General features: G+C 55.0%; 14 protein-coding genes. 4 read left to right on the forward strand and 10 right to left on the reverse strand.

Going from position 1 to position 13,962, the window contains the following annotated elements; genetic code table 11:
• Positions 1-68: 68 nt before the first annotated feature.
• The gene (locus RT52_RS09175) at positions 69-365 is read right to left on the reverse strand and encodes a hypothetical protein (RefSeq protein ID WP_034816850.1); all 297 of its coding nucleotides are present in this window, start codon (positions 363-365) and stop codon (positions 69-71) included.
• Positions 362-2,548: a malate synthase G gene (locus tag RT52_RS09180; RefSeq protein ID WP_081852687.1), complete on the reverse strand. Its 2,187-nt coding sequence runs from the start codon at positions 2,546-2,548 to the stop codon at positions 362-364. The genes RT52_RS09175 and RT52_RS09180 overlap by 4 nt, the downstream gene beginning before the upstream one ends.
• A gap of 179 nt (positions 2,549-2,727) precedes the next feature.
• Between RT52_RS09180 and RT52_RS09185 the strand changes: the two genes are divergently transcribed.
• Both RT52_RS09185 and RT52_RS09190 read left to right on the forward strand, forming a co-directional pair.
• Positions 2,728-3,174 carry a MarR family winged helix-turn-helix transcriptional regulator gene (locus RT52_RS09185; protein ID WP_034816852.1) on the forward strand — a complete coding sequence of 149 codons (447 nt, stop codon included), beginning with the start codon at positions 2,728-2,730 and terminating at the stop codon, positions 3,172-3,174.
• Entirely contained in the window at positions 3,171-3,806 is a 636-nt protein-coding gene (locus RT52_RS09190) for a nitroreductase family protein (protein ID WP_034816853.1), read from the forward strand. Before RT52_RS09185 ends, RT52_RS09190 begins: the two co-directional genes overlap by 4 nt.
• Positions 3,807-3,844: 38 nt before the next feature.
• On the opposite strand, the gene RT52_RS09195 is transcribed toward RT52_RS09190, so the two are convergent.
• The 4 genes from RT52_RS09195 to RT52_RS09210 are packed head-to-tail and all read right to left on the reverse strand — an operon-like array spanning position 3,845 to position 6,810.
• Positions 3,845-4,507: an NAD(P)H-dependent oxidoreductase gene (locus RT52_RS09195; RefSeq protein WP_034816854.1), complete on the reverse strand. Its 663-nt coding sequence runs from the start codon at positions 4,505-4,507 to the stop codon at positions 3,845-3,847.
• Between the two features lie 16 nt (positions 4,508-4,523).
• Complete coding sequence (locus RT52_RS09200) at positions 4,524-5,135, reverse strand: class I SAM-dependent methyltransferase (RefSeq protein WP_034816855.1); 612 nt, start codon at positions 5,133-5,135, stop codon at positions 4,524-4,526.
• Positions 5,135-6,139 carry an ABC transporter permease gene (locus tag RT52_RS09205; RefSeq protein WP_034816856.1) on the reverse strand — a complete coding sequence of 335 codons (1,005 nt, stop codon included), beginning with the start codon at positions 6,137-6,139 and terminating at the stop codon, positions 5,135-5,137. Before RT52_RS09205 ends, RT52_RS09200 begins: the two co-directional genes overlap by 1 nt.
• Positions 6,136-6,810: an ABC transporter ATP-binding protein gene (locus RT52_RS09210; RefSeq protein WP_156028804.1), complete on the reverse strand. Its 675-nt coding sequence runs from the start codon at positions 6,808-6,810 to the stop codon at positions 6,136-6,138. Before RT52_RS09210 ends, RT52_RS09205 begins: the two co-directional genes overlap by 4 nt.
• A gap of 112 nt (positions 6,811-6,922) precedes the next feature.
• On the opposite strand from RT52_RS09210, the gene RT52_RS09215 reads away from it, so the two are divergent.
• A complete protein-coding gene (locus RT52_RS09215) occupies positions 6,923-7,795 on the forward strand; it encodes an ROK family protein (RefSeq protein ID WP_034816858.1) in 873 nt (290 codons plus the stop codon).
• Between the two features lie 36 nt (positions 7,796-7,831).
• On the opposite strand, the gene RT52_RS09220 is transcribed toward RT52_RS09215, so the two are convergent.
• Positions 7,832-8,326, reverse strand: a complete 495-nt coding sequence (locus tag RT52_RS09220; RefSeq protein WP_034808044.1) for a hypothetical protein — start codon at positions 8,324-8,326, stop codon at positions 7,832-7,834.
• On the reverse strand, positions 8,323-9,840 hold the full coding sequence (locus tag RT52_RS16025) for a GGDEF domain-containing protein (RefSeq protein WP_051690325.1): 1,518 nt from the start codon (positions 9,838-9,840) through the stop codon (positions 8,323-8,325). The genes RT52_RS09220 and RT52_RS16025 overlap by 4 nt, the downstream gene beginning before the upstream one ends.
• A 221-nt stretch (positions 9,841-10,061) precedes the next feature.
• On the opposite strand from RT52_RS16025, the gene RT52_RS16030 reads away from it, so the two are divergent.
• Positions 10,062-10,499, forward strand: coding sequence for a DUF6188 family protein (locus RT52_RS16030; protein WP_051690326.1), 438 nt, complete (start codon positions 10,062-10,064; stop codon positions 10,497-10,499).
• A 119-nt stretch (positions 10,500-10,618) separates the two neighbouring features.
• Here the strand turns inward: RT52_RS16030 and RT52_RS09235 are convergent, their stop codons facing one another.
• Positions 10,619-12,070, reverse strand: a complete 1,452-nt coding sequence (locus RT52_RS09235; RefSeq protein ID WP_034816859.1) for a glycoside hydrolase family 1 protein — start codon at positions 12,068-12,070, stop codon at positions 10,619-10,621.
• A 9-nt stretch (positions 12,071-12,079) separates the two neighbouring features.
• Positions 12,080-13,930 (reverse strand): beta-glucoside-specific PTS transporter subunit IIABC, encoded by a 1,851-nt coding sequence (locus RT52_RS09240; protein ID WP_034816860.1) that lies wholly within the window; start codon positions 13,928-13,930, stop codon positions 12,080-12,082.
• Positions 13,931-13,962 lie beyond the last annotated feature (32 nt).

Genomic DNA, 13,962 nt, shown 5'->3' on the forward strand with positions numbered 1-13,962 from the left:
ATTTCCATTCCTCCTGTTTTATATTAGTTGTTTTTATTATCATTTGTTATATAACAGATAGTGCGCGCTTAATCCAAATAAGCACAACATTCGAGCGCCGCTTTGAACGTCGAATGTTCCATCCCGCAACAGCGGCAGACGTTCTCCTCGTCCCGCTCCTCTGGCTTTCGGAAGACGACAACCTCCTCGACCGGTTCCCTCATGATTTGGAGTGAGCCGTCTGTGCGATCGAGGATGAGGCGCATCAAATCATTGCCATAGACGAAAGCCGTATTGGCGAGCGTCGCGGTCGATTCTCCCGAGACGATGCGGCGGACGACCCAGCGTTCAATCAATTGTTCACTTTCAAGTTTTTTCGTTGTCATGATGATGCTCCTCCTTTTACATTTTCCAGTGTCGACTGTTCGATGAATTCACGACGGCGCCGATGTAAGATCGGCTCCGTATACCCGCTCGGCGAATCCTTACCTTGGAACACCAAGTCTCTCGCGGCCTGATAGGCAAGCGAGCGTTCCACGTCAGGCGTCATCGGACGATAATGCGGATCTCCCGCATTTTGCGCGTCGACGACCTCGGCCATACGCCGGAGCGTCGCTTCGACTTGTTCTTTCGTACAGACACCGTGGTACAGCCAATTGGCTACGTGTTGGCTCGAGATGCGAAGCGTCGCCCGGTCTTCCATCAACCCAATATGATGAATGTCCGGCACTTTGGAGCAACCGACCCCTTGTTCGACCCAGCGGACGACGTAACCGAGCAATCCTTGTAAGTTGTTTTCGAGTTCCTCGTTCACTTCTTCTGCCGCATATACGTCCGTCGCCAACGGGATCTCGAGGAGACGGCACTGTTCACGCGCTGTGTCGAACGGTGCGTCCAATAGCTCACGTTGGACACCGGATGCATCGACTTGATGGTAATGGAGCGCATGTAGTGTCGCCGCTGTCGGTGACGGCACCCAGGCTGTCGTGGCGCCTGACCGCACATGATTGACCTTGTCCCGCATCATGTCTTTCATCTGGTCCGGCATCGCCCACATCCCTTTGCCGATTTGGCCGCGGCGGTGAAAACCTGCTCCAAGTCCGACGCGGACGTTCAAACGTTCGTAGGCGTCAAGCCACTCTGACGTCTTCATTTCACCTTTTCGGCGCATCGGTCCAAGCGTGAGCGACGTGTGAATCTCGTCCCCGGTCCGGTCGAGGAATCCGGTATTGATGAAGACAATACGTCCTTTCACACGCTCAATACAATTCTTCAAGTTGAGCGACGTCCGCCGCTCCTCATCCATCACCCCGACCTTGATTGTTTGGCGCGGCACATCAATCAAGTCCTCGATTGCATCGAACAGGTCGTTCGTGAAGGCGACTTCTTGCGACCCGTGCATCTTCGGTTTGACGATATAAATGGAACGTTCACGGGAGTTAAGCTTGGCCTCAAGCTGACGGCTCGCAATGAGCGCCGTGAAGATGCCATCTAAGATGCCTTCCGGTACTTCACGTCCCACGTCGTCGAGCATCAAGTCCGTCGTCATCAAATGCCCGACGTTTCGAATAAAGAGCAAGGCTCGTCCTGGCAACACGACTTCGCGTCCGTCCGTCCCGACATAATACCGGTCGGGGTTCAACGTCCTCGTGAGCGCGCGGTCCCCTTTTTTGAACGTCGCTTCGAGCGTGCCGTCCATCAATCCGAGCCAGTTTTCGTAAAGGTGAACTTTGTCTTCAGCCCGGACGGCTGCGACCGAGTCCTCGCAGTCGACAATCGCCGATAGTGCCGATTCGAGTTCAATGTCGACGAGCCCTGCCGGATCGCTTTTTCCGACCGGATGATGGCGATTGAATCTCAGCTCGGCATGGAGGCCGTTATGGACGAGCAGCAGACGGTCCGGAGACTCCGGAGCGCCGGTGTAGCCGACGAAACAGTCTTGTCGGAACGGAACCCGTTTCCCGTTCAAGACGGCATAAGCGGCATCACCCTCGACGCTGTATCCTTCCGCCTCACGATGCGTCCCTTCTCGGAGCGGGAACGTATCGTCGAGAAACTGTTTGGCGTAGGCGATGACGGCCGCGCCTCTAATCGGGTTATAACCCCTCGTCTTTTTACCGTCCGACTCATCAATCACGTCCGTTCCGTATAAGGCGTCATAGAGACTTCCCCACCTTGCGTTGGCTGCGTTCAAGGCGTAGCGCGCATTGTCGAGCGGGACAACGAGTTGCGGTCCGGCTTGTTGTGTGATCTCCAAGTCGACGTTCGAAACGTCGATTTGAAAGTCTGGGACGACCGGCTCGATGTAACCGATCGATTGAAGGAAACGTTCGTACTCGTTCACATCGAAATTGTGTTTGTGGTCGCTGTACCAATCCTGTAACAGTCGCTCAAACGATTCACGTTCATGGAGCAGCGCCTCATTTCGAGGAATGAATTCGTCGAGTATGCGCTCGACCCCTTGCCAAAATTGCTGGCGCGTGGCCGCTTCCGGCAATACACGAGCCGAAACGAAGTCGAGCAGCTTCCGATGTACGCGATAAGTTCCTAGTTGCTTATACTGTTCCAAGCCTTCACATCCTCTCGCATTCATTGTTATATATCAATTGACTTTAATATAGACTATTATATAACAGTTTGGCAACAGGTTTTTCAAAACTTTTTATTTGAAATATGTAGGCGAAGGCGGTAGCATTCATTGTGTGACCTATCAATGATTGATGCATCAATGACCAAGGAGGACTGCCGATGCGCGATTCCTGTTCGCTCAGCGACGAGATCCTCTACCAAATCATGACGATTCAAAAAGAACTCGGCCAAGTGTTCGATACCGAAATGGACGGGCTGAGCTTGACTCGATTCGATTTATTGAGCAACCTTTATCACATCGGTCCGCTCAAACAACGCGAGCTGCAACAACGGGTCGACGTCGACCACGCAGCCGTCACACGGCACTTGAAGCAACTCGAGGCAGACGGCCTCATCCGGCGTGACCGTTGCCTGAAAGACAACCGTGTCATCTACGTCGAATTGACGGAACTCGGCCACGAACAAATCGCACATTGGACCGAGCAAAAGAAGTGCTTATCGAATCGACTTTTTGTAAACATGAAGGTAGAAGATCAACACCGCCTACTCGACCACTTAAATACATTACAAACAAACATTCAACATGAAAGGAAGACGTTACTATGAACACAACGACCGAGAAAGACTTTATGGAGATCGTGAAAGGGCGCCGCTCGATTCGCGTCTACGATGAGAACGTCAAAATCTCGAAAGACGAGATGACGCAAATCTTGGAGGAGGCGACAACGGCTCCGTCTTCACTTAACCTACAACCGTGGCGCTTCGTCGTCATCGATAGCGCAGAAGGCAAAGACACGCTCCTCCCACTCGCAAGCTTCAACAAGCGCCAAGTCGAGACGTCTGCGGCCGTCATCGCCATCTTCGCCGATTATCAAATGGCCGACTACACGGAAGAGATTTTTGACACGGCCGTCGAACGTGGCCTCATGCCGCCAGAAGTACGCGACCGTCAAGTCGACATGATTAAAGGCATCTACAAAGATGCACCAAAAGAGGCAATCAAGGACAGCATCTTACTCGACTCCGGCCTCGTCGCGATGCAGCTCATGCTCGTCGCCCGGGCCCACGGCTACGACACGAACCCAATCGGTGGCTACGACAAGAAGAACATCGCCGAGGCGTTCGGTCTCGAGAAAGAGCGTTACCTCCCGGTCATGCTCCTCTCAATCGGAAAAGCCGCGGAAGACGGCTACCAATCGGTCCGCTTCCCAATCGACCGCATCACCGACTGGAAATAAGCAAAGGCTCAATCGCTTCGAGGCGATTGAGCCTTTTTTCATCCGATGTATTTGACGACCTCGTTGAAGTCGCGGCGTGTCTTCGGTGCGAAGTCACGGGCACGATGTCCGAACGCGACCATGACCGAGAGGGACCAGGCGCCCCGTTCCATGACACCTTCTGTGACTAACAACTCGTCCATCTCGGCCTGATTGAACCCTTCGATCGGGCACGAGTCGATCCCGATTTGGGCTGCGGCCGTCATCATGTTACCAAGCGGGATATACGTCTGGCGCTTGATCCACTCTTGGAACGCACGCGCATCGTCAAGGAGACGATAATCGGTTTCTTGGAACGCCTGCACACGCTTGATTCGTTGCGCATACTCCTCCTCCGTCCGCCCTTGGACGTCCGTGACGATGTGACGGATATAGTCCGAGTCGTAGCGCATCGCCTCAGGGGTGCGCGCCAAGATTAAGACGAAATGACTCGCCGTGAGCGCTTGTCCTTGCGCGCCCCAAGCGTGCTGTTTAATCTTTTGCAGCAAGTCTTCGCGGCGGACGACGACGAACTGCCACGGCTCGAAACCGAACGAGCTCGGCGACAGACGGCCCGTCTCTAAGATGAATTCAAAATCGTCTTCCTCGATCTTGCGGTCTGCATCAAACTCTTTCGTCGCTTGACGCCAACGATACGCTTCCAAAATCTCTTTCTTCTTCATCCGATTCACTCCTCAATCACCAAGATGATTCCATCATATCAAATCGATAGATGAGAAACCGCTCATGAAGATTTTTGAGTGGCAATCGCACGCCTTGCACGTATTGAAACGGTGTCTCATCATTTAAAAAATGCAAATACTCGTCTGCCGGGTAATACAAGATGAGATCAACCGGACGTGGCGATCGCTCGACTGACGCGATGATGTTCGAGACGACGTCACGGAACACGTTCACCGAGAACGGGTTGAAGAAGTAAAACCGGTTCGCCTCGGACGGAATCGTAAAGCGTTCGGCGTAGTCATGGATGAGCTGAACGCTGCCTCGGGTATGATGCTTTTTTGAATAGTTGATCCAGTTGTCAAGCGCCGCCTCATGGAAGCCGCCGTCCATCTCGACGCCGATGGCCCGGACACGGAACGTGTAAGCCAGATAAAACGGGAGCCGTCCTTTCCCGGAGCCGAAATCGACGACCGTGTCCGTCGCCGCGAGCGGATAGGCGTCCCGCAACAAGTCGAGCGCCTCGTACGGCGTCGGCTCATAGCGATGATATTCGACCGATGCGGGGAAGCCTTGTTGGGGTTTCGCCGTCTCGATTTGAAGCAAGCGTTCATATTGTTGTTCAGTCATCAGTCTGTCCTTCCTTGGGTCATGCGGAAGAACGGATGACGCTCCATCTCGTTTAAGAAGGCGTCCCGTTCTTGAATCCCGACGTACCCGATATATAACGGGATGAGCAACTTGAACCAGCTCGGCACGAGCAGAAACCCCGTGACCGCGAGCGGGATGAGCCGTAACCACAGATTACGGTGGCTCGGCGTGCGGATGTACAGCAAGAGCGCGAGCGTGCGCCGAACGGACCCGAACCGATTCGGGGTAGGCCGATAGTACGGCCGCTTTCGCGTGTTCGGTTTCTCAAAGGCGCCTGACGTCGATAAGAGCGATCGGTCGAACGCTGTCCGGACACGCGCGGCATGCTCGACCTCGCGGCTGATGAACGGGTGGCGCGAGAGCCAGCCTTCTCCCGAAACAAGCGCCAAGGCGACACTGCCACTGCCGAGGACGACCGCAAGGAGCGGCATGTCTGCGAGGAGCGCGTATGTGCTTGAGAACGTGACGACCGGCACGAGGAGCCGGAGCGACCAATGGGTTCCCTTCATATCAAGCAGATAGCGCAGCCACATGTGCAGCCACGCAACGACGAAGAGCGCGAAACCGAACGCGACGAGCGACACGATCGACCATCCGTGAAGCTTAAGTACCGGTGCCATCAATCCGAGGACGAGCGTATACTTCATGCCCATACCGGCGAGATGATACCCGACCGAATACCGTTTCATGGCCGAGACCAAGTCACGGTTCGCGACTAAAGCGACGTCCGCTCGTTCGATCCATGCGAAGAAGTGATCGTGCAGCTGAATCAACAGGAGGCCGGCCGCCCATGCAAGCATCGGGACGTCCATGAGCCACGGATATGCGCCTTGCCACATCGCTACGTATTGATAGCCGAGAAAGAACGTGAGCGGGATGCCCCCGTAAAGGACAATCGTCCAATCGAACAGTAACCGCCACGTCTTCCATCGTTTGGTCAAGTCGGTCCGGACACGCCGAACCCAGACGTCTCGAACCGTCATCGCATCACCACATCTTCCATCATCTCGAACAACGAGGCACCGTCCGTCCCGAGCTCCGCTCGAATCGCTTGTTTCGTCCCGCTCGCGAGCATGCGCCCGTTATCGATCCAGACGAAACGGTCGCACAATCGTTCGGCCGTGTCGAGCACGTGGGTGACGAGCAACACGCCCGTGCCGCGCCGACGCTCTTCTTCGAGCAGACGAAGCAACTGAATCGTCGTCGTCGCGTCGAGCCCGACGAACGGCTCGTCCACGAGCAAATAGCCCGCTTCTTGAATGAGCGCCAAGAGGATCATCGCCTTTTGCTTCATCCCTTTTGAAAACGAGGCGATGTAATCGTCTTGTACCGATTCAAGCCGAAACATTCGAAGGAGCATCGCCGTCCGCGTCTGATCTGACACGCCGCTCAGTTCGCTGACGAGGGCGATGTGTTCGGCGAGCGTCAAATAATCATAGTAGACCGGCTGTTCCGGGATGTAGGCGTAGCGACCGATGTCCACCGTCCCGCGCATCCATGGAATCGTCCCGGTCAGACAGGAGACCGTCGTACTCTTCCCGGCCCCGTTCGAACCAATCATCCCGACGATTTCTCCGGGCCGGACGTCGAACTCGATTTCTTCAATCACCGCTTGACGTGCCTCATACCCTGCTTGCTGAATGTGAACGTCCACCGAACTCCTCCCCATATCTTGAGATTCTGTGTATTTTTCTTTATCTATCATACCATCCTCTGAAAATATGGCATAATAACGCTTGTCACCCCATATAAAGGAGTAGAAAGCCATGCAACACTATTTAGCCATCGACATTGGTGGTACGAGCATCAAATACGGGATCGTCCACGCGGACGGCACCCTTCACGCGAGCGATCATGTCCCGACCCCAGCGACGTGGGACGCATTCCTCGAACAACTTGACGCCATCGTCAGCGAGATCAAGATGACACAAGCCATCGATGGACTCGCGATTAGCGCGCCCGGCGCGGTCGACTCTACAGCCGGTGTCATCCATGGGATCAGCGCAGTACAATACATCCATGACCGTCCATTCCTCGACGCCCTTCGGGAGCGCTACGCGTTACCGGTCACCGTCTTGAATGACGCCAACGCGGCCGCCCTCGCCGAAGGATGGACCGGGGCCGCCGCCTCGATCGAACGTTATGCGACAGTCGTGATTGGCACAGGCGTCGGTGGCGCGTTCGTCGACAAGCAGGCCGTCATGATTGGATCCCACTTCCACGGAGGCGAGTTCGGCTACTGGATTCTCGACCCGTCGCTCCCTCATCCGGACGGGACGTGGAGCAAGATCGGGGCCACCGCCGCCCTCGTCCAACGCTGCAGCGACCGCCTCGGGCGACCGCTGTCTGGACAAGACATCTTTGCGCTCCAAACCGACGCTGCCATTCAAGAAGAGTTGGAGCGTTTCTATCGTTGGAACGCGATTGGCCTATACAATATCCAATTCAGCCTCGACCCGGAACGCATCTTGATCGGAGGCGGCATCAGCCGTCGCCCGGAAGTTCGCGACGGGATCAAGCGACACCTCGATACATTGTGTGACGCGTTTGGGACGTTCCGAATCGACGTCGAGACGTGCGCGCACTTTAACGAGGCGAACTTGATCGGCGCGGCTCGGTTTCATATGTTGAACGTCTAAAAGGGTTTTGCTCACAGTGCGTGAGCGAAACCCTTTTCATTGTGCAGCCCGGTCCTCATGAAGCTGTTGGTACACTTCCTCACGAATCGCTTGCGCCGTCCGTTCATGAAGGATCATATGGGCCCGAATGATTCGATTCGTTCGTTCATCGATAATCCGTGTCTCCAAATACCGATCCAACAGCGGCAAGCTAAAGTCGTGGAGAGGCAAATACGCAACGGGAATCGTTTCATGCCCCGTCCGAATCGACACTTGGACACCATTCACTTCCGGAAAAAAGTACGACTCGTAATAAGGTTCGATGACCAATTCGTCAATCGAGGCGTCGCGTGCCGTCGGAATCGTCGTCGGCAAGGCGATGAAATACACCATTTGGTCGAACGAGAACGAGACGTCCTGTAAGGAGACGTTGAGACGGGCCGCTTCCCGTTTCGCGATCGAGCGTAAAATCAAACGATAGCAAGGTCGGCTCGTGAACAACAACGTCCCGACGAAGACGACCGCCATGACCATGACACTGAACTCATTCATAGCGGCACTCCTTCCCAGCGGCACACTTGATTTTTCCCACGTGACTTGGCCGCATAGAGCGCTTGGTCGGCGCATTCAATCAACTGCTCGCTCGTCTGGTGACGGAGCGTATGCTTCGAGGCGACCCCGAAGCTGAGCGTCAACCGACCACCGGGCTGTGCTTCCCCGTACGTGAACGACGTCTTCAGCACCGCCGCCCGAATCGTTTCCGCCACGTGCGTCGCCTCGACTTCATCAAACTTCGGTAACAGGACGACGAACTCTTCGCCGCCGAAGCGGTACGCCATCTGTTCATCCGGCACGCTACGGCGAATCACGCTCGCGAGGCGTGTCAACAGTTCGTTGCCCGCTAAGTGTCCGTTCGTATCGTTGTACTGTTTAAAGTGATCGATGTCCATGACGATTAACGATAGCTCCTCGTCCGCACATTCACGGAACAATACGTCCAAGTCTTGTTCGAACGAGCGATGGTTTTTCAAACGGGTCAGGCCGTCGCGCAAGGCGAGCGTCTCGATTCGTTGATAGAGCGTCGTCTGATGCAAGGCGAGCGATGCCTGTTCGGCGATGGGCCGGACGCCGTCAATCTTTTGCGGCGTAATCGGCTTCTTATTGACGACGTTATCGATCACGAGCAGTCCGTATGGAATGCCTTGATGGTGAAGCGGAAAAATCGTACACTCATCCATCTGTAGCTCCGCGTGCAACATCCGGAGCACCGGGTCGTCCGTGATGCTCGCATACACATGAATCGGTCGCCCTGTGTCGAGCGTCTGTCTGAACACGTGCTCGCCGTCGAACGGGATGCGCATCTTACGAATCCGTTCGTTCAACTGTTCGTCATGGCTCGTGCCCGTTTCCTTCTCGTCAATCAGGCTTTGAAGGTCGAAATGTTGGCGCGTGATCTCTTCCCAAATCTGAAACCCTTCCTCAGGGCTCATCGGTCCCGTCCCCATGACCCCATAAATGCTGTCTTTCTCAGGGTCGGCAAAAAAGATGATGGAGCGGTTGAACCCGAGACCATGCCCCGCCGTCACCGACGTCAAAATCGTCTGCAACAACCGGTCCAAATCAAGCGTATCTTGCATCGTGAAACTGACTTCCCGGAACACGTTCAACTGCCGGGAGCTCCCGGTCAGCATATGTAGCCGCTCCGACCGCTCCCGTTTCAGCTGCTTGATGTACCCGAATAAGAGGGCCGCCCCTAGACCGAAGAAAAAATAACTGAACAAGAGGGGGAACGACAGCATCCCCGATTGGCTATAGACGAGAAGCCAGCTCGTGACGATGGCCGCAAACATGCCTCTCCATTCAAAACAGACGAGACCTGTCACGATGAGGAGAAGTACCGACCAATGAAAGTCATAAAAATCAAACAAGACGCCATGCCAAATGACGATGAGACCGCTCGCCCCAACGAGCAACCAGCGATTCAACAACGGGGTCGTCAACAGACGCAGTACGTTGATGACGATCGTGATGAAGACGATACCGCCAAGCCATATCCCGTATACCATCTTGTCCCCTCATTTCTCCAAATTGTTCTCTTCCTCCATTATAGAATGAATCGGGAGAGGTGGGACATCGTTTGCCCAATCACTGACCAAACTTTTAAGTTATTTGAAAGATTTTCCAATCTATTACTTGTTCCCATTTTACATAATGTTTTCGTATACTTTAGTGCGCTACCGTGAAATGATAGAGATACCTAACTAAAAAATAAAAGCGAGGTGGAAGCGTGACCCGTACTACAAATAGTGAAGCTTCGACAATTTTAACGCATCTCTTCAGCACGACGTCGTTCGTTGGGATCGACTTCGGGTCTGGACCGAACCACCACCTGCTTTACTTCAAGCGCGGGGACGACCATGAGGCTTGGCTCTCCATCGAGGGGCCTTGGCACGTCCATACCGCGGACACCTTATTCGATGAGGCGCTACAACTGCAACGTCTCATCGAATTGCGGCGCGAACGGGTGCGTCACGTCCGTCTAGGCGACGAATATCCACATCTCGAGTTGACGTTCGAGTCTGGCCGCACGTTATTCGTCAACGGTTTCCATGAACAGTTCGAGAGCTGGCAGGCAGGGGACGCCCGCCCGCTCGGGGGAGATGAGTACTTGCTCGTCGCCATGCCGCAAGGCGAACTCGCCGTGTTTGTCGAGGAGGAGGCTTGATGGGCATCTGGACTGAAATCGCCACGTATATGCTGATTGCGTTTGGAATCAGCATCGCCATCATCGTCCTGCGTAAAATTACCAAGTCATAACAAAGGAGCGGCCGCGGCCGCTCCTTTTTATTTAACCGTCTCATCTTCGAACAGGCTTGCCCCGTTCGTCTGGATGACGTCTTGATACCAGAAGAACGAATCTTTCCGTGAACGCTCGAGCGTCCCTGACCCGTCGTCGTGCTTGTCGACATAGATGAACCCGTATCGTTTGCTATATTCACCCGTCGACGCACTGACGAGGTCGATACAGCCCCAGCTCGTGTAGCCGATGACGTCGACGCCGTCCTCAATCGCCTCGACCATCGCCTTCAAATGGTCACGCAAGTACCCGATCCGATAATCGTCATGGACCGAACCGTCCGCTTCGACGTTGTCATACGCCCCAAGACCGTTCTCGACGATGAAGAGCGGGAGCGCATAACGCTCATACAGTTTGTTCAAGATGACGCGGAGTCCCATCGGATCGATTTCCCAGCCCCAGTCGCTCGCTTTGAGATACGGGTTTTTCACACCGCTCATGATGTTCCCGGCCGCCTCGGCTTCCGTCTTCTCCGCCTTCTCCGTCCGCGACATGTAGTAACTGAGCGAGAAGAAGTCGACCGTGTTCGCTTTCAACGTATCGAGGTCCCCGTCTTCGATGACGAGTTCAATCCCGTTCTCACGGAAGAAGCGCTTCGCGAACGACGGATATTCGCCGCGCACGTGCACGTCGCCACAGAAAAAGTTCATCATCCGCTCGGCGTCGTGGGCGTACCAGATGTCTTCCGGGTTCGAGCTATACGGATAGACCGGCGCCGCGATGAGCATGCAGCCGACTTGCGCAGCGGGATCAATCTCGCGGGCCGCCTTCGTCGCGAGTGCGCTCGCCACGAGCTGATGGTGAAGTCCTTGGTACGTCAACTGCAACTGGTCGTCCCCTTCACGGATTGCCATCCCTAGGCTGAGCATCGGCATGAACTGGGCGCCGTTGATTTCATTGAACGTGAGCCAATATTTGACCTTGCCTTGATAACGCTCGAACAGGACGCGGCTGTAACGCTCGAAGAACGTCACGAGGCGACGGTCACGCCAACCACCGTATGCTGTCGCCAAGTGGAGGGGCATCTCGTAATGTGAGATCGTGACGAGCGGTTCGATCCCTTGTGCGACGAGTTCATCGATGACGCGGTCATAAAACTGGAGTCCTTCCTCGTTCGGCTCCACTTCATCCCCGTTCGGGAAAATGCGTGACCAGGCGATTGACATCCGGAACGTCTTAAACCCCATCTCCTTGAACAAGGCGATATCCTCTTTATAACGGTGATAGAAGTCGATGCCTTCATGGTTCGGATACGTATAGTCTTCGTGGAGAGCAAAATCGAACGACGGATCGTGAATGATTCGCATCCGGTCTTTCTCACCTGGCATGACGTCCGCGATGGAAAGCCCTTTCCCGCCCTCTTGATATCCACCTTCAAATTGGTTGGCCGCTGTGGCACCGCCCCATAAAAAGTTCTTCGCTACTTGTTTCATGTCCATTTCCTCCTTTTAAGCTAAGACGCGTAAGACGTCATGATTTGGTTCGACGACCCCGATATGTGTCGGTAAGACGTCTAAATAATTTCCTGTGTTCGTGACGATGACCGGCGTAATCGTGTCATAACCGGCTTTTGCAATCGCCTCTAAATCGAACGTGACGAGCACGTCCCCTTCCTTGACACGTTGCCCGTTCTCGACGTGTGACTCGAAATGTTGCCCTTCGAGCTGAACGGTGTCGAGGCCGACGTGGATGAGCACTTCCACGCCGCTGTCCGAGCGTAAGCCAATCGCATGTTTCGACTGGAAAATCGTGACGACTTCTCCGTCAAACGGTGCGTAGACGACGCCTTCACTTGGCATGATGGCGATGCCTTTGCCCATCGCCCCGCTCGAGAACACTTCATCCCGTACCGTGTCGAGTGCGACGACTTCTCCTTTCACGGGTGAAGAGACAGGCGTACCGACGTGATCGGCCAAGACCGGTGCCGGTTCGACGCGCGGCGTTTCTGTCGGTGCCACTTCTCTATGCAACACGAACGTCAAACCGAACGAGACGACCGTCGCGACGACCATGCCGATGAGCGCCCCGTAAAACGTCATGTCGAGGCCGGTCGCCGGAATCATGACCGGGACGCTGAACACACCGAGTCCACCCATCGCGTACGCTGCCGTACCGAGCATCCCGCCGACGACACCACCGGCCGCCCCGCCAATCATCCCAAAGACGAACGGCTTTTTCCGGGGAAGGGTCAAACCGTAAATCGCCGGCTCTGTGATGCCGAACACACCCGCGATGGAAGAGGATGTGCCGAGTCCTTTCGTTTTCGGGTCGCGCGCTTTCAACGTGATGGCGAGCGTCGCCCCGACTTGACCGAACGTCGCCATGAGCACACCGACGACGATCGTATCCATCCCGACGACGGCCAAGTTGTTGATGATGATCGGCACGAGCCCCCAGTGCAGACCGAACATGACGAGCACTTGCCAAAACGCGCCGATGAAGGCGATGGCGACGATCGGGCTTAATCCGTAAAGGAACGAGTACCCGTTCGCAAGCCCTTGGCTCGCATACGTCGCGACCGGACCGATGGCGAGGAACGTGAGTGGTACGACGATGAGGAGCGCCATCATCGGGGTCGTGAAGTTCCGGACCGCCTCATGCGTCCGTTTGTTGAAGAACGTCTCCACTTTTGACGAGACGTACGTCGCCAAAATGATTGGAATGACAGAAGACGCATAACTCATCAACACGACCGGTAAATTGAGGAACGTGAGCGTCTCGCCAGCACCTTGCATCGCGACGATGGCCGGATAGACGAGCGCTCCCCCGATGATCATCCCGATATACGGGTTCCCACCGAACTTCTTCGCAGCCGAGTGTCCGAGGATGACCGGCAGGAAGTAGAAGAGGGCATCGGCCGCTGCGTTCAAGACGATGTACGTCCCCATGTCTTGCGTTAGGAGACCGAGGGCGACGAGAATGGCAAGCAATCCTTTCAACAACCCGCTCCCGGCCATCGGGCCGAGAATCGGGGTGAAGATACCGGCAATCACATCGATCAAGCGATTGAACACGCCCGTCTTCTCTTCTTCCTCATTCGATGACGTTTGAAAACCTCCGGCTGCGACGACGTCTTGATAGACGTACGGTACATTGTTGCCGATGACGACTTGGAACTGGCCGCCGCTTTGGACGACCGTGATGACGCCATCGTGTTGTTTCAGCGTCTCCGGGTCGGCCTTTTTTTCATCTTTCAATTTGAAACGTAACCGTGTCGCACAGTGGAACACGCTTTTGACGTTATCTTTCCCGCCGACGTGACGAATGATATCGTCGGCGAGGGCCTTGTATTGGCTCATCTTGCTCACTCCTTCAGTTTGAGGTAAAAAGA

The sequence above is a fragment of the Exiguobacterium alkaliphilum 12/1 genome (assembly GCF_000714435.1).
GTDB classification, from domain to species: domain Bacteria; phylum Bacillota; class Bacilli; order Exiguobacteriales; family Exiguobacteriaceae; genus Exiguobacterium; species Exiguobacterium alkaliphilum.

Coding starts and splice junctions, on each gene's coding strand:
- RT52_RS09235 (WP_034816859.1), bottom strand. CDS start 12,070: ATGGACATGAAACAAGTAGCGAAGAACTTTTTATGGGGCGGTGCCACA.
- RT52_RS16025 (WP_051690325.1), bottom strand. CDS start 9,840: ATGGTATACGGGATATGGCTTGGCGGTATCGTCTTCATCACGATCGTC.
- RT52_RS09205 (WP_034816856.1), bottom strand. CDS start 6,139: ATGACGGTTCGAGACGTCTGGGTTCGGCGTGTCCGGACCGACTTGACC.
- RT52_RS09185 (WP_034816852.1), top strand. CDS start 2,728: ATGCGCGATTCCTGTTCGCTCAGCGACGAGATCCTCTACCAAATCATG.
- RT52_RS09175 (WP_034816850.1), bottom strand. CDS start 365: ATGACAACGAAAAAACTTGAAAGTGAACAATTGATTGAACGCTGGGTC.
- RT52_RS09200 (WP_034816855.1), bottom strand. CDS start 5,135: ATGACTGAACAACAATATGAACGCTTGCTTCAAATCGAGACGGCGAAA.
- RT52_RS09195 (WP_034816854.1), bottom strand. CDS start 4,507: ATGAAGAAGAAAGAGATTTTGGAAGCGTATCGTTGGCGTCAAGCGACG.
- RT52_RS09190 (WP_034816853.1), top strand. CDS start 3,171: ATGAACACAACGACCGAGAAAGACTTTATGGAGATCGTGAAAGGGCGC.
- RT52_RS09220 (WP_034808044.1), bottom strand. CDS start 8,326: ATGAATGAGTTCAGTGTCATGGTCATGGCGGTCGTCTTCGTCGGGACG.
- RT52_RS09215 (WP_034816858.1), top strand. CDS start 6,923: ATGCAACACTATTTAGCCATCGACATTGGTGGTACGAGCATCAAATAC.
- RT52_RS09240 (WP_034816860.1), bottom strand. CDS start 13,930: ATGAGCCAATACAAGGCCCTCGCCGACGATATCATTCGTCACGTCGGC.